The sequence below is a fragment of the Erythrobacter sp. BLCC-B19 genome, assembly GCF_028621955.1.
Taxonomy (GTDB): Bacteria; Pseudomonadota; Alphaproteobacteria; order Sphingomonadales; family Sphingomonadaceae; genus Erythrobacter.
The window spans coordinates 3,010,615-3,028,265 of the sequence record NZ_CP117516.1 but is presented as its reverse complement, the minus strand read 5'-3'; the positions used below and the strand labels follow the sequence as shown (position 1 = coordinate 3,028,265).

Genomic DNA, 17,651 nt, shown 5'->3' with positions numbered 1-17,651 from the left:
CCATGGGGATCGAACTGAAGATGCCGGCCCTGTCGCCGACAATGGAGCAGGGCACGCTCGCCAAGTGGCTGAAGCAGGAAGGCGACCGGATCGAGCCGGGCGACATCATCGCCGAGATCGAGACCGACAAGGCGACGATGGAATTCGAAGCCATTGATGAAGGCGTGCTCGAAAAGATCCTCGTGCCTGCGGGCACCGAGGATGTGGCGGTGGGCGCGGTGATCGCGTTGATCGCCGGGGAAGGGGAGGCTGCCGCGCCTGCGCCTGCGGCCCCTGCCGAACCTGCGCCTGCCCCGGCGCCCGCTGCGGCTCCTGCCCCCAAGGCCGAGAAGCCCGCTGCGGCAGCCCCTGCTGCTGACCCGGCCATTCCCGCCGGCACCCAGCTCGTCAGCACCACGGTGCGCGAGGCGCTGCGCGACGGCATGGCCGAAGAAATGCGCCGCGACCCGCGCGTTTTCGTGATGGGCGAGGAAGTCGCCGAGTATCAGGGCGCCTACAAGGTGACCCAGGGCCTGCTTGCCGAGTTTGGCCCCAAGCGCGTGATCGACACCCCGATCACCGAATATGGCTTTGCCGGGATTGGCACGGGTGCGGCGATGGGGGGTCTGCGCCCGATCGTCGAATTCATGACCTTCAACTTCGCGATGCAGGCGATCGACCACATCATCAACTCGGCCGCCAAGACCAACTACATGAGCGGCGGCCAGATGCGCTGCCCGATCGTGTTCCGCGGCCCCAACGGCGCGGCGAGCCGCGTCGGCGCGCAGCACTCGCAGAACTACGGCCCGTGGTATGCGAGCGTGCCGGGCCTGATCGTCATCGCGCCCTATGATGCGGCCGATGCCAAGGGTCTGATGAAGGCTGCCATCCGCTGCGAAGACCCGGTCGTCTTCCTCGAAAACGAGCTGGTCTATGGCCGCAGCTTCGATGTGCCGGATGTGGAAGATTATGTTCTGCCAATCGGCAAGGCTCGGGTCGTGCGCGAGGGCAAGGACGTGACGATCGTGTCCTATTCGATCGGCGTCGGCATGGCGCTGGATGCGGCAGCAACTCTGGCGGATGAGGGCATCGATGCCGAGGTGATCGACTTGCGCACGCTGCGCCCGCTCGACAAGGAAACGGTGCTCAAGAGCCTCGCCAAGACCAACCGGCTGATCGTGGCCGAGGAAGGCTGGCCGACCTGCTCGATCGCGTCGGAAATCATCGCGATCTGCATGGAGGAGGGCTTCGACCACCTCGATGCGCCGGTGCTCAGGGTGTGCAACGAGGACGTGCCGCTGCCCTATGCGGCCAACCTCGAAAAGCTCGCGCTGATCGACGCCGCGCGCATTGCCGAGGCTGCGCGCAAGGTGTGCTACAAGACGTGAACCGCTTCGGCGGGCCGCCCGGCCGGATCAGGTCGGGCGGGCCGCCGAATAGGTCGAGCAGCTAGCCACCGGGCCGCCACTGTAGAGTCGGGTCAGATCGCGGTTGTCGCGGACGTTGAAAGCCGCGGTGTAGACGATTTCCTGACTGTCGAAGATGCTGATCGGCGTCGGAGAGCGATAGTCATAGGCAACCTCGACAAACATCACCGCTGTCCCTGACGACGCCGTGATGCGGTTGCTCGCACTGCCCATGCCGGGAAACGACGTCCCCGTCGCCCCCGCGCCCTGCAACCCGTGGGTCGAGTCATAGCGCTTGGCGCCGCGGCACCGTTGCCAGGCGATCCATTGGCCACCTTGCGCGTTCTGCTGCAAGCTGGAGACAATCACGCGGCCCTGCTCGAAAATGTCCATCGTCGCGCCGAGCTTCTCGGCACCGATCAGCGTTTCGGCGATGTCGCGTTCATAGACCTTGCGCGCGGTCAGAACGTCCTGTTCACCCACGCGCGAGGCGTTGTCGGCGACCTGCATCGCGATCTGGCTGACCTGGAGATGGGTGATCACCATGTAGGCGGTTTCGGTGCCCAGCATCCCCATGCCCAGCACGAGCGGGGCGGCAAAGGCGAATTCGATCAGCGCCAGCCCGGAACAGTCACCGCGCAGGCGACGAGCGAAACGGGCGAGCTTGCCGGGCAGCGACACGGGGTTGGCCGAGCTCATCAGCAGCTCCTCTCGGTGGTGTTGCGATCCTGTTCGTCGAAGGGCTGGTTGCGCAGCACAGTCGACGCTTCGAGGGTGATGTTCGAAGGAAGTCCAGCCATGGTGTACATCGGGAACATCCGCGGATAGGTGACCGTCACGGTATAGAGCACGGCATCGCGCGCGCCCCCGATCCCGTCCTTGCCCCGGTCCGGATCCCAACGGTTGTTGCCATTGGAATCAATGTACCGCTCGCCCTTGGCGGCTTCGCAAATGCCATTGCCAGCCGCGCCTGTGGGATCATCGCCAAGGATCGTCTCGGGCTCGCCAATGTCGGCAAAGTCGAAGTGCGACAGCTCCTCGAAGTCGATCACGGCCCCCGGCGGCATGACCGTCGCGATCTGGTCACGCACCCGGGCCTCGATCGTGGCCTTGGATGAGTTGGCGCTCTCCAGCGTCAGGTCGCGGCCGGCCTTCTGCACGGCACCGTTCAGCACCGAAGCGGTGTATTGGGTGTGCGCAAGGTCGAACAGGCCCATGATCATCAGGATCAGCACCGGGCCGACGAACGCAAATTCGACGAGGGTTACCCCGTTGCGGTCGGCGCGAAGCCGCCGCAACAGAGCGCGCGAGGTGGCAAGGGCGCGGATCATGACGTAAGCCTCAGCGCTGCGATCTTCTGGGCGATTTCCTGGAAGCGCGCGTTGAGCGTCGCGGAATCGCTCGCCTGGAAGGCACGGCCAGGTGATGCACAGTCGACCAGGTTCTGCGTCAGCGCCGTACCGAAGGCGACCACCCACACCGTGATGTTCTCCTGCTGCGCGGCGCGGCAGATGGCTTGCAGGCGGGAGGCGCGGCGGTTGAACTCGCGGTTGCTGTCACCGTCACCCGTGATGCGGCGATCCCACCATTCGACCCCGTGGATCGAGTAGTTCTCGACCGAGTTGACCTGCGCACCATCGGTCATGAACACGATGTGGCGCGAGATCGCATCGCCGTTGGGCGCGGTGGTGTTCTCGGCGGCAAACAGGCCGCGCGGCGAGATGAAGCGGCTGCCCCACAGCATCCCGATGTCGTGATAGGTCTGGCCGTTCGGCGTCAGTCCATTGACGTAGGTTTGCAAGGCAGTGCGGCTGATTTCGGTCAGCTTGCGCGCAGCAGGGGGGCAGACCCATGACGGGCGATCCTGGCTGTTGGCGCTAAGCTGCGCGACCGTCATGTCGACGTTTGCGGTCGTGCGCGCATCGTCGCTCACACGCCGCCGCTCCCAGACAACCGTGTTCAGCGCCGGCTTCCACTTTTGCGATTCACTGGCCGGCACGAGGTTGATGTTGAGATCGTGCGCATCGGCCGGGATCGGGCTGTAGTTGTCGGTCTGCACCGTATCGGGCTCTTCGATACAGCCCGTCCAGGTGTGGGTCTGCATCACGCCCAGATCGCCGGTCGGCATATCGATCCGGTTGTCGTCATAAAGCGTCGCGAGGTCGACCGCTTCCCAGCCTGCCGGGCTACCCGCCGGATTGGTGACACCGCATTGCGTGCTGTTGGCGGTGTTCACCTGACAATAGCGGTAGTCCATGAACTGGACTTCCTGGCGGTAGGTATCGGGGATCACGTCCGCTTCAGTTGCAGGACGGGTCTTGCGCACTGTGCCTCGGCAACCAGCGCGCGTGGCCAGCGGCGCCGATGGGTATTGGTTGAGCACATAGGTCGTGGCGCTGATCGTCCAGGTCTGTTCGCCCACCGTAAAGGTGCCGCGATTGGTCGACTGGCAGCGCGTGCGATCGGCGCTATCGGCCTGGTTCGCGTTGTTGCTGCGGTTGTTGTAGTAGTAATGGCTCTGCGTCGCCGAACCCAGATTGCTGGTGAGGCGCGTAATCCACTCGGTCTGCTGCGAGATCAGGATCGGATCACCGATCTTGACCCCATTGCCGGGCACCAGCACGTCCACGATCTGGTAGCGGGGAACCCGCGACTGATAGGTATGCGCATTCGCCATGTATTCGCGCGGCAGCGAGAAGCCGACATTGACCTGCTGCGAATAGGGAACGATCCCGTAACGCACCTGCGCGTTTTCGGAGGTTGCCGCTTCGACCGTATCGTAGAAGTTCATCACCGCGCTGCGCAGCGCAACGATCTTCGAGCTGGAATTGGAATTGCACTCCGTCCCGTTGGGGCACTGCGACATCGACCCGGTGACGTCGAGCACGAACATGATGTCCGAGTTCGAGATGTTGATTTCGGCCGAGCAGGTGACGGCGATGCTGAATTGGTCGTAGCCGAAGGTGCCCATGATGGTGGTGGGCAGGGTGGCGCTGGCGGTGCCGATCACCTTGCCATCGCCGTCGCTGGTGTAATTGCGCGTCCGGCCATCAACGCCGAACATCCCGTCGTTGAAGTTCTGATCGAAGAAATTGAGGCCGATCTGGCGGTGGCTGGTGGTGAAGGTGTCGTTGGTCATTGCGCGGCGCGCGGCGAGGGCGCCGGCGTCACACGCGGCCTGCATCCGCGCTGCGGTCATGTAATAGCGGCTGGCATCGATACCGCCGCCCACCATCGCCATCAGCGGAAATAGCGCAGCCGCTGAAATCGCGAGCGTATTTGCGGCTTTGTCGTGCAACAGCTTGCGCATGAATGACGTGCTGTTCTGCAAGTCTCGCCCCATCGGTTCGGTGCCCTTCCCCTGACGTCCCCACGCACTTCGCCTGCGGACATTCCAGATGCATCCTCCGCCCTTAATTCAGTCTGGTAAGCGGATTACCAAAGAGCATGGTTAACAAACTCTTGCAGGGGTTCCCGGGGGGCGATGAGCTTGGCTGCGTCCCGGTGCGAGACAGGTTGCTTGCCAAGCGTGTAAATCCGCGGCTAGGCGCCGGAACCGTGACCAATGAAGACACTGATATTCTGCCGCCCGAGGCGCAGTTGGCGCTGGCCTGGAGCGGCCCAAAGGTTCGCGGGCCGTTAAGCATAGCTCTTCAGCTTGATCGCCGTCTGGCCCGGATCGTGGCCCGCACCACTGAGCCTATGCTCGGGCAGATGCGGCTTGCGTGGTGGCGCGAAATGCTCGGCAAGCCCCTCGCAGAGCGGCCGCGCGGCGATCTGGTGCTGGACGGGATCGGGCAGCATTGGGCGGGCCGCGAGGCAGCTTTGATCGCCATGGTTGATGGCTGGGAGGTTCTGGTTACTGCCGAGCGGCTCGGCCTTGATGAAGCGCGGGCCTTTGGTGCGGGGCGGGGCGCGTTCTTTGCGGCGCTGCCGGGTGCGCCTGCAGGCATTGATGGCGAACGCCTTGCCGGGGCGGGCGCGCGCTGGGCTTTGGGCGATGCCTCCATCATGGTCTCCGACCCCGAAGAGCGCACGGCGATACTGTTCGCCGGCCGCACCGTGCCGGCGCCGATGGGTGCATGGCCGGGCCGATGGCGCGGTCTTGCCCTGCTTGAGGCACTCGCCCTGCGCGCCCTGCGGCGCGGCGGGCGGCCCTTGATGGAAGGGCGGGGCGCGGCGCTGACTGCGCTCAGGGGTGCTATCTTTCTGGTCTGATTAGGTATATTTGCAGTCCCCTCGAAGCAAAGAGGGGGCAGACCTTTGCGACAAGCCGTGTTGGGAGTGCTCGGAGGCCTGGTCCTCGCAGGCGTGGGTGTGTTCTGGTGGCAGGGTCGTGCCGCCACCGAGTCAGGCGCTCCGCCGCCCGCGCCGCAAGCCGCGCCGCGCGATCCCGAAGCGCTTCCGCTTGCCGATCCCGGCACCCTGCAAGGCCCGGCGCCGCCCGAATTGAGCGAGCTCAGCAAGGAAGAGCAGCGCTTCTTCCGCTATGATCGCAACCGCGACCGGCTGATCACTCGCAACGAAATGCTATCGACCCGCACCGAAGGCTTTCGGGCGCTTGATCGGGATGGCAACAACCTGCTGACTTTCGAAGAGTGGGCGGTCTCCACCGTGCAGCGGTTCGAAAAGGCCGATGCCGACAAGGACGAGCGCCTCTCTGCGCGCGAATTCGCGACGACCGCGCCCAAACCGGCAGTGAAGAAGCCGGCCTGCAAATGCTGAGTGTCAGGCGGCTACCGCTTCGCTCGTCTCGCTGATCCAGCGGGCCAGATCTGTCTTGGCGCGACCGGTATAGGCCTCCTTGCGGAGCTTCTTGCCGACCTCGTGGAGCGGCGGGAACAGGCCGAAATTGACGTTCATGGGCTGGAAGGTTTCGGCCTCGGCATCACCGGTGATGTGGGAGAGCAGCGCGCCCAAAGCGGTGGTTGCAGGTAGCGGTTGCCACGCGCGCCCGGCCAGCTCGGCAGCCGTCATCATCCCGGCAACAAGGCCGATCGCAGCACTTTCGACATAGCCTTCGCACCCCGTCACCTGCCCGGCAAAGCGGATATGCGGCGCGGCCTTGAGGCGCAGCTGCCGGTCGAGCACCTGCGGCGAATTGAGGAAGGTGTTGCGGTGCAAGCCTCCCAACCGTGCGAATTCGGCGTTCTCCAGACCCGGAATGGTGCGGAACAGCTCCACTTGCGCGGCATATTTGAGCTTGGTCTGGAAGCCGACCATGTTCCACAGCGTGCCGAGCTTGTTGTCCTGCCGCAGCTGAACCACGGCATAGGGCCAGCGGCCTTGCGGGAATTCCGGAGTGACATCGAAGGGATTGTCGAGGCCGACGCCCTTCATCGGCCCGAACCTCAGGGTATCGATCCCGCGCTCGGCCATGACCTCGATCGGCATACAGCCGTCGAAGTAAGGCGTGTCCTTCTCCCACTGCTTGAACTCGGTCTTCTCGCCCTCGATCAGCCCCTTGTGGAAAGCGAGATATTGTTCCTGCGTCATCGGGCAATTGATGTAATCGCCGCCTTCGTTGCTGGCCTCGGTGCGCTTGTTCCAGCGCGACTGGATCCAGACCTTGCTCATGTCGATGCTGTCGCGGTGAACGATCGGCGCGATGGCATCGAAGAAGGCGAGGCGTTCGGAGCCGGTGGCGCGCACGATGCTGCCCGCCAGCGCCTCGGCGGTGAGTGGCCCGGTGGCGACGATGGTAAGCCCCGCTTGCGGCAAGGCGTCCACCCGCTCTCGCACGATGGTGACATTGGGGTGCTGCGAAAGTGCCTTTTCGACTTCGGCCGAGAAGACATCGCGGTCGACCGCCATGGCGCTGCCCGCTGGCACCCGCGCAATGTGCCCGGCGCGCATCACAAGGCTGTCGAGCTGGCGCATCTCGTGGTGCAGCAGGCCGACTGCGTTCTTGGTATCGTCATCCGAACGGAAGGAGTTGGAGCATACCAGCTCGGCGAGGCCATCGGTCTGGTGCGCCGGGGTCATCTCACCCGACCCGCGCATCTCCGACAGGCGCACCCGCACCCCGCGCTGTGCCAGCTGCCATGCCGCCTCGCTCCCCGCGAGCCCGCCACCGATTATGTGCACATCGTGCATAGTTGCGCTTGCCGTCATGGCGGGGCAGGTAATTGCGTGATAGCCCCGCGGCAAGCCCCAAGGGGCAGTGACGAGGGAAGGGCAGGCAATGGCAAGGCGGGCATTGATCGAACAGCGGCCATGGCTGCTGGCGAGCATCACGGTGGCGACCGCCTATTATTTCCTGAGCGACAATCCGGTATTCGAGGGCACATGGGGCCTGCTCGCCAAGGGCGCGAGTGTAGGGTTGCTTGCGCTCTATGCGCTTCTCCGCGTGCCGCATGGCAAACACCGGGCTGATGGGTTTCTGCTGGTGGGTGCCTTGGCGCTGGCAGCGGCCGGCGACGTCGGGATCGAGCTCGATTTCATCACCGGAGGCGCGCTGTTTGCCGCGGCACATTGTGTGGCGGTGGTGCTTTACCTGCGCAACCGCCACCAGCGCCCCTCGCCGACCCAGAAGCTGACAGGGGCGATGCTGCTGATCCTGACCCCGCTTGTCAGCTACCTTGCGAGCGGCGCGGTGGAAATCGCGGTCTATGCCTGCTTCCTCGGCGCGATGGCCTCGAGTGCGTGGATGAGCCACTATCCGCGCTACCGCGTCGGCACCGGCGCGGTCTTGTTCGTGCTCAGCGACTGGCTGATCTTCGCGCGGCAAGGCCCGCTCGACCTCGAGCCTGCCAACACGCTGCTGATCTGGCCGCTCTACTACGCGGGCCAGCTGATGATCGCGACCGGCATCGTGCAGTGTCTGCGGGGCGAACAACCCGTCAGGTGACGTGTTGTTCTGGGGGCCTGCGGGGCGAACAACCCGTCAGGTGACGGGTTGTCCTGCGGGCCTGCGGGGCGAACAGCCGGTCAGGTGACGGGTTGCTCGCTCGCTTCTTCGCCGACCTCGCTGTCTTCACCTGCATCGTCGATCAGCGCCGCGCCGACGATGTGTTCATTGTCCGCGACGTTGAAGATCCGCACCCCGGAAGATCCGCGACCGGAAATGCTGAAGCCCTTGAGGTTCTCGAACCCGCCTTCGACAAGGTGGCGGAAATCGATGCCGAGGCGGATCAGCTTGGCCTGATCGGTCACCAGCATCAGCTGCGAGCCATGCTTGACCGGGAAGCTCGCCACTACCGGCCCGTTGCGTTCCGGATTGCTCTCCGGCGTGCCGATATTGGTGATCCCTTGCCCGCCACGCGCCGTCTTGCGGTATTCGTAGGCTGAGGAAATCTTGCCGTAGCCATTGGCGGTGATGGTGAGGATGAATTCCTCGTTTTCGGCCATCGCAGCGACGACCTCGGCGGGCAGGGTGGGCACCGCTTCGTTGTTCTTCCACGCGGCGGCGCGCAAGTAAGCCTCGCGGGTTTCCATGTCGGCAGTGAGCGGATCGACCACCGCCATGGAGACGACCTTGCCGCCCTTCTTGAGGCTCATGCCGCGCACGCCGATGCCGGTGCGGCTCTTTGTCTCGCGCGCGTCGGTGGCGGAAAAGCGGATCGCCTTGCCCGCATCGCTCGCGAGGAAGATTTCCTGATCCTCGGTCAGCAATTGCACCCCGATCAACCGGTCGCCCGAGCCTTCGACGAAGCCCATCGCATATTTGCCCGCTGTGGGAATGTTGGCGAAGGCGTCCATCGAATTGCGGCGGACCATGCCCTGTTCGGTCGCGAAGACGATGTTGAGGTTGGCCCAGGTCGCCTCGTCCTCGGGGAGGGGAAGGACGTTGGTGACGCGCTCCTCATCGCCAAGCGGCAGGAGGTTGACCATCGGGCGGCCCTTGGTCTGCGGCCCGCCTTCGGGCAGCTTCCACACCTTCATGCGGTAGACGCGGCCGGTGTTGGTGAAAAACAGCACGGGGTTGTGGGTCGAGGTGACAAACAGCTCGACCACCGCATCCTCGTCCTTGGTCGCCATGCCGCTGCGGCCCTTGCCGCCGCGGGCCTGGGCGCGGAAGGCGTCCAAGGGGGTGCGTTTGATATAGCCGCCGTGGGTGACGGTGACGACCATGTCCTCGCGCTCGATCAGGTCTTCGTCCTCAAGGCCATCCCATGCAGGAGCGATCTCGCTGAGGCGCGGGGTGGCGTAGGTCGCCTTGATCTCCTCCAGCTCGGCGCGCATCACCGCATAGAGTTTGAGGCGGTCAGCAAGGATCGCGAGATATTCCTCGATCGCGACCGCCAACTCCTTCAGCTCATCGCCGATTTCATCGCGGCCCAGTGCGGTCAGGCGGTGGAGGCGCAATTCGAGGATCGCCTTCACCTGCCGTTCGGACAGCTTGTAGGTGCCGCCCTCCTGATCGGCGCTCGGCTCGATCGCTTCGACAAGGCGGATATATTGCGCGATGTCGCCAATCGGCCAGTCCTTGGCGAGCAGGCGCGCGCGCGCTTCGGCCGGATTGCGGGCGGTGCGGATCATCGCCACGACTTCATCGAGGTTGGAGACCGCGACCACCAGACCCAGCAAGAGGTGCGCCCGTTCACGCGCCTTGGCGAGTTCGAATTTGGTGCGCCGGGTGATCACTTCCTCGCGGAAGGTGATGAAGGCCTGGATGAAATCGCGCAGCACCAGCGTTTCCGGGCGGCCACCGCGGATTGCCAGCATGTTGGCGGGGAAGCTCGATTGCGCAGGCGTATGCCGCCAGATCTGGTTGAGCACCACGTCCGGCGTTGCATCGCGCTTCAGGTCGATCACCACGCGCACACCCTCGCGCGAGCTCTCGTCGCGGATGTCGCTGATGCCCTCGATGCGCTTGTCCTTGGCGGCTTCGGCGATCTTTTCGACCAGCGCGGACTTGCCGACCTGATAGGGGATCGAGGTGAACACGATGCTCTGGCGGCCGTCGCTCTTGGCGCCGCGGGTGCTTTCGACCTCGTGGCGGCAGCGCATCAGGATCGACCCGCGCCCTGTGGTGTAGGCCTGCCGCGCGCCGTGCGTGCCGAGGATCAGCGGGGCGGTGGGGAAATCGGGGCCGGGGATGTAGCGGATCAACTCCTCGGAGGTGATCGCCGGATTGTCCATGTAGGCAAAGCAGGCGTCGATCACTTCGCCAAGGTTGTGCGGCGGCACGTTGGTCGCCATGCCGACCGCGATCCCGCCCGCGCCGTTGACCAGCAGGTTGGGGAAGCGCGCCGGCAGCACCGTCGGCTCCTTGCGGCTGCCGTCATAGTTGTCGGTGAAGTCGACCGTGTCCTTGTCGAGATCGTCGAGCAGGCTGTTCGCCACCCGCGCCAACCGGGCTTCGGTGTAGCGCATCGAGGCCGGCGGATCGGGGTCCATCGAACCGAAATTGCCCTGACCATCGATCAGCGGCACGCGCATCGACCAGGGCTGGGTCATGCGGGCGAGGGCATCGTAGATCGCGGAGTCGCCGTGGGGGTGGTAGTTACCCATCACGTCGCCGACGATCTTGGCGCTCTTGCGATAGGGCCGTCCGGCGACAAAGCCGCCTTCCTGGCTGGCGAAGAGGATGCGGCGGTGCACCGGCTTCAACCCGTCGCGCACATCGGGCAGCGCGCGGGAGACGATCACGCTCATCGCATAGTCGAGATAGCTCGAACGCATCTCGTCGACGATGTCGACACGCTCGAAGCCGCTCATCGGCACGGGGGCGGGGGAATCGATGATGTCGCTGTCGTCGCTCAAGGTCGGGGCCGTTTCTGTGAGTGTTCTGTACGCGCCGCTGATGGCGCGCCGGGCCATAGCAGGGCCGCAGGGTCACCGCTATTTAGGCACAAGCCGGGGGTTTCGCCACTGGTGGAGGCGAACACAGGGGGAACGGTGTGGATTTTTCCACACTTGCAAGCCCCGCAAGGCGGCAAGAGAGCGGCAGGATGGAGCGCGACATTCAAAGTCCGTTCAGCACGCCCCGCCTAGCGGGAATTGCAAATCCCGTTCGGGCCGTCCAAAGGCCTATGCGGAATTCGTCGCACCGTGCGCACCCCAACCCGGCGCGCGGCCTGCGCAACTTGTGGAGGATGCAGTGACCAATATGTCTTCGCCCCGTCGTCCGGCCCGCCTTGCGCGCCAGCTTGCTCTGGCGGTGGCGCTCGCCAGCGGAACCGCTCTGCTGGCCGTTCCGGGCCTGACCGATGCGGCCTACGCGCAGAAAAAGAAGAAGAAGGGCGAAGATGAAGCGCCCAAGCCGACCTTCTCGGAGGCCTATGTGGCTGCCTATAAGCCGGTTGATGCCGCGCTGAAGGGGCCGACGCCTGATGTCGCCGCGCTCAAGCCGCAAATTCTGGCGCTCATCCCGCTCGCGACCACGCCTGATGACAAGATGTCGCTCGGCGGCCTGATCTATAATGCCGGGATCGCCGGCAAGGATCAGCCGCTGCAATTGCAGGGCATGGAAATCATGCTCGCCAGCGGGCAGGTGAAGCCCGAGGACAAGGGCAAGTATACCTTCCTCGCCTTCCAGCTCGCCAATGCGCAGAACCAGTACGACAAGGCGCGCGATTACCTCCAGAAGGTGATCGACATGGGCTACACCAGCGACACCACCTCGGCGAGCGACCTGCAGCTGACCATGGCCGAACTCTACTTCGCGCAGGATCAGAACGTCGAAGGGGTGAAATACCTCATGGACGCGATCGCCGCGCGCAAGGCTTCGGGTCAGCCGGTCGACGAGCGCTGGTATCGTCGCGGGGTCTCGGTGACCTATTCCAACGAAATCGTGCCGCAGGTCTATGACTTCGTGCAGGGCTGGGTGATCGATTATCCCAAGCCCGAAAACTGGCGCGATGCGGTGAACCTCACCCGGAACCTCAACGACTTCGACGGTCCGGTGCTGCTCGATCTGCTGCGCCTCGGCAAGAAGATCGGCACGCTCAAGGAAAAGAACGACTATATCTTCTACATCGAGGCCGCCGATACGCGCCGCCTGCCGGTGGAAGTGAAGGCCGTGATTGATGAAGCCTATGCCGCAGGCACGATCCCCAAGGGCAGCGACAGCTGGGTCGATGAACAGTACAAGACCGCATCGGGCCTCGTCGCCGAAGACCGCGCCGCGCTGCCGACGCTCGAGCGTGATGCCAATGCACCGGCGGCCAAGCTGCGCACGGTGCTCGCGGCGGGCGACACCTTCCTCAGCTATGGCGAATATGCCAAGGCAGCGGGCTTCTACGAAAAGGCGCTGACCATGCCCGAGGTTGACCGCGATCTGGCTTTGACCCGCCTCGGGATTTCGCAGATCGGGTCCGGCAACATCGAGGGCGCGCGCGCGACCTTCAAGCAGGTGAGCGGCGTGCGTGCACCGCTCGCGATCCTGTGGAGCGCCTATGCCCAGCAGCAGGCAGGGGCCGCAGCGCCCGCTCCGGCGGCGGCCTACTGATCCAGCGCTTCAGCCACCACGATAGAGGCGCCGGACGGGTTGACCGTCCGGCGCCTCTCTTTTTGTCAGGGGCAGGTGTCACAATTGCAACCGGCAGCGCGCTTGCGGCAGCGGGAATGCGCGCCTAAATGGGCGCACGATGAACGACCTCGCCAGCACGCCGCAGCCGACCCCTGCCGAAGACCGGCCCGCCCGCCAGCGCAAGCCCGACTGGATCCGCGTGCGCGCGCCGGTGAGCGAGGGCTATAACGAGACGCGCCGTCTGATGCGCGAGCTCAATCTCCATACCGTCTGCGAGGAAGCCGCCTGCCCGAATATCGGCGAGTGCTGGACCAAGAAGCACGCGACGGTGATGATCCTCGGCGATGTCTGCACCCGGGCCTGCGCCTTCTGCAACGTCAAGACCGGGATGCCCAAGGCGGTCGACCCGTTCGAGCCCGAGAACACCGCGATTGCCGCAGCCAAGATGGGCCTCGAACACATCGTCATCACCAGCGTCGACCGCGACGATCTGCCTGATGGCGGGGCAAGCCAGTTCGTGAAGGTGATCGAAGCGCTGCGCCGGACGACGCCCAACACCACGATTGAAATTCTCACCCCCGATTTCCGCGGCAAGATGCGCCGCGCTGTCGAGATGATCTGCGAGGCCGGGCCGGACGTCTACAACCACAACCTCGAAACCGTCCCGCGGCTCTATCCCACCATCCGCCCCGGCGCGCGCTATTACGCCTCGCTGCGGTTGCTGGAGGAGGTGAAGGCCCATAATCCGCTGATCTTCACCAAGTCGGGCATCATGCTGGGTCTGGGCGAGCAACGGCTCGAAGTGCACCAGGTGATGGACGATATGCGCAGCGCCGAGGTCGATTTCATCACCATGGGGCAATATCTCCAGCCGACCCCCAAGCACGCGAAGGTCGAGGAATTCGTCACCCCCAAAGCCTTTGCCGCCTATGGCGCGATTGCGCGGGCCAAGGGGTTCCTGCAGGTCGCATCCTCGCCGCTCACGCGGTCGAGCTACCATGCGGGCGACGACTTCGCGAAGATGCGCGCTGCGCGGGAAGAAAAGCTGGCGCGCACCGGAGCCAAGGTCCAAGCCTAGTGCCCGGCATCCGCGAAACCCGCCGCCTGCCTTACAGCGCCGCGCAGATGTTCGATCTGGTGGCGGATGTGGGGCGCTATGGCGAGTTCCTGCCGTGGGTGATTGCCACCCGCGTGCGCAGCAATTCCGACACCGAGATGGTCGCCGACATGGTGGTGGGCTTCAAGGCGATCCGCGAAAGCTTCACTTCGCGCGTCAAGAAGGACCGACCGCGCGTTATCGACGTGCATTACCTCGACGGCCCCTTGAGCGACCTCGACAATGTCTGGACCTTCCGCGAGGTGGACGAGCACACCTGCGAGATCGACTTTCTCGTCGACTTCACCTTCAAGAACCGCCTGTTCGAGAAGATCGCCGGGCAATATTTCGACAAGGCCTTCCGCAAGATGGTCGAAGCCTTCGAAGCCCGCGCCGCCCAGCTTTACGGTAGCAGCAGCTCCAGCGCGCAGAGCGTCGCCTGACGGCGGATTTCGGCGCGTCCACCGGGGCCGTCGCCGCCGTCGAAGAACCGCAGTTCCCCCTCCGGATCGCCCACGGCATTGCGTACCACGCGGGCGAAGACCACTGTGCCGACAGGCTTCTGCGGTGTCCCGCCGCCTGGCCCGGCTACCCCGCTGATCGCGACTGCCACATCGGCCTGCGACCGATCGAGCGCGCCCTTGGCCATCGCCCATGCGCAGGCAATCGAGACCGCGCCAAAGGTTTCGATGATGTCGCCGGGCACCCCCAGCATCTCCATCTTGGCTTCGTTCGAATAGGTCACGAAGCCGCGGTCGAGCACGGCTGAGGATCCGGCAACCTCGGTCAGCGCGCCCGCAACCAGCCCGCCGGTGCAGCTTTCGGCCGTTGCGACCTTGCGCCCGGTCGCGGCGTTTTCAGCCACGACCCGGGCAGCAAGTGCGGCGATGTCATCGGGAAGGAGAGACAGGGGAAGCATGGCGCAGCGTTACTTTTTTGCCGTTCCCGTCGCTGCCGCGGCCGTGCAGATCGGCGGGTTCTTGAGATCGGTCATCTCGGCGATAAAGGCGATAAGGCCGCCCATATTCTCGGCCGGCAGAGGGCTCAGCAGTTCGATGCCGCGCTCGATCTTGCCGCAGCTGTCGCCCTTGATTTCCTCGGCGAGCATCTGACCGACCAGCGCATCGACGAAGGGCCGCAGCGCATCTTCCGGCATGGAAGACAGCATGGCGCCCATCTGGTCGTCGGAGCCGCCTTCCTTGTCCATGAAGGTCTTGAGGAAGCGGAACGCGCCCGGCCAGGCTGTGTCCTGCGTGGCGCGGAACTGGGCGATATAGGTTTCGCCGCGGGTGGCCATGAAGCCGTCGGCGGCAAAGCGGTTGGCGCAGGCTGTCTGCGCCGCATCATAGGCCAGCGGCATGGCATAGACGATCGCATCGGACAGGTCCTGCGCGTTGACGCAGGCCTGCTGCTGGGCTTGTGCGGTCTGGGCCGTGGCAAGCGCAGCAAGCGCGAGGGCGGGAGCAAGCAGGCGGGTCGTCATGTGGCAGTTCCCTTCGTGGCAAGCGTGACGCAAACGATGGCCTGTGCAGCAATTCCCTCGCCGCGGCCGGTGAAGCCGAGTTTTTCCGTGGTCGTGGCCTTGATGCTGACCGCGCTTTCGTCAAGTCCCATCAGCCGTGCCACCTCGGCGCGCATCGCCGGGCGGTGGGGGCCAATCTTGGGCGCCTCGCAGATCAGGGTCAGGTCGACATTGGCAACCGCATAGCCTGCGGCGCGGGCGAGGCCGACGGCGTGTTCAAGGAATTGCCCCGAGCGCGCGCCGCGCCATTGCGGGTCGCTGGGCGGAAAGTGCGTGCCGATGTCGCCTTCGCCGACCGCGCCCAGCACCGCATCGGTGATCGCGTGCAAGGCCACGTCGGCATCCGAATGGCCCGCCAGCCCCTTGTCATGCGGGATCAGCACGCCGCCGAGCCACAGTTCCTCGCCCGCTTCGAGCCGGTGGACGTCAAAGCCCTGTCCGATACGGAAGGCGGGTCGTGTGGCTTGCTCCATCAAGTCCTCGGCAAAGGTGATCTTCTTAAGGCGTTCATCGCCATCGACCAGCGCAACTGAACCATTGCTGGCCATCAGCACCTGCGCATCATCGCCCGCGTCTGCCGGGCCTGTCCAGTCACGATGGGCAGCAAGGATCGCAGAGGTGCGGAAGGCCTGCGGGGTCTGCACCCGGCGCAGCGCCTCGCGTGTCGCCTTGCCGATCATGGTGCCGTCGGTGCCCGCGACAGCGAGGCTATCGACCACCGGGAGAACCGGGATCGCGCCGGGGTGCTCATCGAGCGCCGCCAGCAGCCGGGCGATGACGGCCACTGGCAGGTCGGGGCGGGCGGCATCGTGGATCAGCACCCGCTCGGGCTGCGCGGTGGCAGCCAGAGCCTCGAGCCCGGCGCGCACCGATTGCTGCCGGGTCGCGCCGCCATGAACGAAGCGCACCCCTTCCACCCCTGCCAGAGCCTCTCTGGCAGCGCTTTCGGCGTCGGGTGGCACCACCACGAAGATAACATCCGCACCCGCGTGCGCGAGTGTGTCGACTGACCAGCGGAGCACTGGCTTTCCGCCTAGCATCCTGAATTGCTTTGGAATATCGCCGCCTACGCGCAAGCCCTTACCCGCCGCTACCACGATCGCTGCAAAAGGGGGGAGGGGAGGTGTGCCGGCCATCGGTGGGATCGCTTAGGCACTGGACGCGCTTTCGGCAATCCACTATGCGCCTGCCCATATTTTAGGCACCGCTCCGATAATGACGACGCTCCCCCCTCCGCCGGCCCTGAAGCCGATCTCTGTCGGCCCGGTAACGGTCGCCGAACCGGTCGTGCTCGCGCCGATGACGGGTGTCACCGATATGCCGTTCCGCACGCTGGTGCGTCGCTATGGCTCGGGCCTCAACGTCACCGAAATGGTCGCGAGCGAGGCTGCGATCCGCGAAACGCGTGTCAGCACCCAGAAGACCGCATGGGACAGGATCGAGGAACCCGTCTCGATGCAGCTGGTCGGCTGCGATCCGGCCAGCATGGCCGAAGCCGCGAAGATCCAGGAAGGCAATGGCGCGGCGATCATCGACATCAATTTCGGTTGCCCGGTGAGGAAGGTCGTCGGCCAGCTCGCAGGTTCGGCGCTGATGCGCGAAGTGCCGCTTGCCGTCCGGCTGATGGAAGCGACGGTCAAGGCGGTGAAGGTGCCGGTCACGGTCAAGATGCGGATGGGCTGGTGCCACGACAGCCTCAACGCGCCGGAGCTGGCACGCATGGCCGAGGACTTGGGCGTGCAGATGGTGACGGTCCACGGCCGCACCCGCAACCAGATGTACAAGGGGCAGGCCGACTGGGCCTTCGTCCGCAAGGTCAAGGACGCGGTGAAGATTCCGGTGATCGTCAACGGCGACATCTGTTCGATTGAAGATGCCGCCAAGGCGCTCGAACAATCGGGCGCGGACGGCGTGATGATCGGGCGCGGCGCCTATGGCAAGCCGTGGCTGCTGGGGCAGGTGATGCACTGGTGGCGCACCGGAGAGGCGCGGCCCACGCCGGGGATCGAGGAGCAATACGCCCTCGTCGTTGAGCATTACCACCGGATGCTCGATCACTACGGCCGTGAGACCGGGGTCAAGATGGCGCGCAAGCACCTCGGCTGGTACACCAAGGGGCTGCACGGCTCGGCCGAGTTCCGCAACATGGCCAATTTCATCGACGATGCCGATCAGGTGCTTGGCGAGATCGAGCGGTTCTATACCCCCTTCATGCTGCAACAGGCGGCCTGA

At 64.9% G+C, this 17,651-nt stretch carries 16 protein-coding genes; 8 read left to right on the top strand and 8 right to left on the bottom strand.

Annotated elements, in window-relative coordinates; genetic code table 11:
• Positions 1–2: 2 nt before the first annotated feature.
• On the top strand, positions 3–1,367 hold the full coding sequence (locus PS060_RS14240) for a pyruvate dehydrogenase complex E1 component subunit beta (protein WP_273984054.1): 1,365 nt from the start codon (positions 3–5) through the stop codon (positions 1,365–1,367).
• Positions 1,368–1,394: 27 nt separating this feature from the next.
• Here PS060_RS14240 and PS060_RS14235 read toward each other — a convergent pair whose 3' ends face one another.
• The 3 genes from PS060_RS14235 to PS060_RS14225 are packed head-to-tail and all read right to left on the bottom strand — an operon-like array spanning position 1,395 to position 4,695.
• Positions 1,395–2,084: a TadE/TadG family type IV pilus assembly protein gene (locus tag PS060_RS14235; RefSeq protein WP_273984052.1), complete on the bottom strand. Its 690-nt coding sequence runs from the start codon at positions 2,082–2,084 to the stop codon at positions 1,395–1,397.
• Entirely contained in the window at positions 2,084–2,716 is a 633-nt protein-coding gene (locus tag PS060_RS14230; protein WP_273984051.1) for a TadE/TadG family type IV pilus assembly protein, read from the bottom strand. Before PS060_RS14230 ends, PS060_RS14235 begins: the two co-directional genes overlap by 1 nt.
• Complete coding sequence (locus PS060_RS14225; protein ID WP_273984050.1) at positions 2,713–4,695, bottom strand: vWA domain-containing protein; 1,983 nt, start codon at positions 4,693–4,695, stop codon at positions 2,713–2,715. The genes PS060_RS14230 and PS060_RS14225 overlap by 4 nt, the downstream gene beginning before the upstream one ends.
• A gap of 248 nt (positions 4,696–4,943) precedes the next feature.
• Between PS060_RS14225 and PS060_RS14220 the strand changes: the two genes are divergently transcribed.
• Both PS060_RS14220 and PS060_RS14215 read left to right on the top strand, forming a co-directional pair.
• Positions 4,944–5,603, top strand: coding sequence for a hypothetical protein (locus PS060_RS14220; protein ID WP_273984049.1), 660 nt, complete (start codon positions 4,944–4,946; stop codon positions 5,601–5,603).
• A 66-nt stretch (positions 5,604–5,669) separates the two neighbouring features.
• Entirely contained in the window at positions 5,670–6,110 is a 441-nt protein-coding gene (locus PS060_RS14215; protein ID WP_273984048.1) for a hypothetical protein, read from the top strand.
• 3 nt (positions 6,111–6,113) lie between these two features.
• Here PS060_RS14215 and trmFO read toward each other — a convergent pair whose 3' ends face one another.
• Entirely contained in the window at positions 6,114–7,499 is a 1,386-nt protein-coding gene (trmFO, locus tag PS060_RS14210) for a methylenetetrahydrofolate--tRNA-(uracil(54)-C(5))-methyltransferase (FADH(2)-oxidizing) TrmFO (protein WP_273984047.1), read from the bottom strand.
• Positions 7,500–7,569: 70 nt separating this feature from the next.
• On the opposite strand from trmFO, the gene PS060_RS14205 reads away from it, so the two are divergent.
• Positions 7,570–8,235 (top strand): lysoplasmalogenase family protein, encoded by a 666-nt coding sequence (locus PS060_RS14205; RefSeq protein WP_273984046.1) that lies wholly within the window; start codon positions 7,570–7,572, stop codon positions 8,233–8,235.
• Positions 8,236–8,315: 80 nt separating this feature from the next.
• On the opposite strand, the gene gyrA is transcribed toward PS060_RS14205, so the two are convergent.
• A complete protein-coding gene (gyrA, locus tag PS060_RS14200; protein ID WP_273984045.1) occupies positions 8,316–11,093 on the bottom strand; it encodes a DNA gyrase subunit A in 2,778 nt (925 codons plus the stop codon).
• Between the two features lie 337 nt (positions 11,094–11,430).
• Here gyrA and PS060_RS14195 point away from each other — a divergent pair, with 337 nt between their 5' ends.
• The 3 genes from PS060_RS14195 to PS060_RS14185 all read left to right on the top strand — a co-directional run bounded on the left by PS060_RS14195 (position 11,431) and on the right by PS060_RS14185 (position 14,340).
• Positions 11,431–12,780 carry a hypothetical protein gene (locus PS060_RS14195; RefSeq protein WP_273984044.1) on the top strand — a complete coding sequence of 450 codons (1,350 nt, stop codon included), beginning with the start codon at positions 11,431–11,433 and terminating at the stop codon, positions 12,778–12,780.
• A 139-nt stretch (positions 12,781–12,919) separates the two neighbouring features.
• Entirely contained in the window at positions 12,920–13,879 is a 960-nt protein-coding gene (gene lipA, locus PS060_RS14190) for a lipoyl synthase (RefSeq protein WP_273984043.1), read from the top strand.
• Positions 13,879–14,340, top strand: coding sequence for a type II toxin-antitoxin system RatA family toxin (locus PS060_RS14185; protein ID WP_273984042.1), 462 nt, complete (start codon positions 13,879–13,881; stop codon positions 14,338–14,340). The genes lipA and PS060_RS14185 overlap by 1 nt, the downstream gene beginning before the upstream one ends.
• On the opposite strand, the gene PS060_RS14180 is transcribed toward PS060_RS14185, so the two are convergent.
• The 3 genes from PS060_RS14180 to PS060_RS14170 are packed head-to-tail and all read right to left on the bottom strand — an operon-like array spanning position 14,301 to position 16,555.
• Positions 14,301–14,816 (bottom strand): CinA family protein, encoded by a 516-nt coding sequence (locus PS060_RS14180; RefSeq protein ID WP_273984041.1) that lies wholly within the window; start codon positions 14,814–14,816, stop codon positions 14,301–14,303. The genes PS060_RS14185 and PS060_RS14180 overlap by 40 nt on opposite strands.
• A gap of 9 nt (positions 14,817–14,825) precedes the next feature.
• Positions 14,826–15,380 (bottom strand): hypothetical protein, encoded by a 555-nt coding sequence (locus PS060_RS14175; RefSeq protein WP_273984040.1) that lies wholly within the window; start codon positions 15,378–15,380, stop codon positions 14,826–14,828.
• Positions 15,377–16,555, bottom strand: coding sequence for a bifunctional 2-C-methyl-D-erythritol 4-phosphate cytidylyltransferase/2-C-methyl-D-erythritol 2,4-cyclodiphosphate synthase (locus PS060_RS14170; protein WP_273984039.1), 1,179 nt, complete (start codon positions 16,553–16,555; stop codon positions 15,377–15,379). Before PS060_RS14170 ends, PS060_RS14175 begins: the two co-directional genes overlap by 4 nt.
• Positions 16,556–16,634: 79 nt before the next feature.
• Between PS060_RS14170 and dusB the strand changes: the two genes are divergently transcribed.
• Entirely contained in the window at positions 16,635–17,651 is a 1,017-nt protein-coding gene (gene dusB / locus PS060_RS14165) for a tRNA dihydrouridine synthase DusB (protein WP_273984038.1), read from the top strand.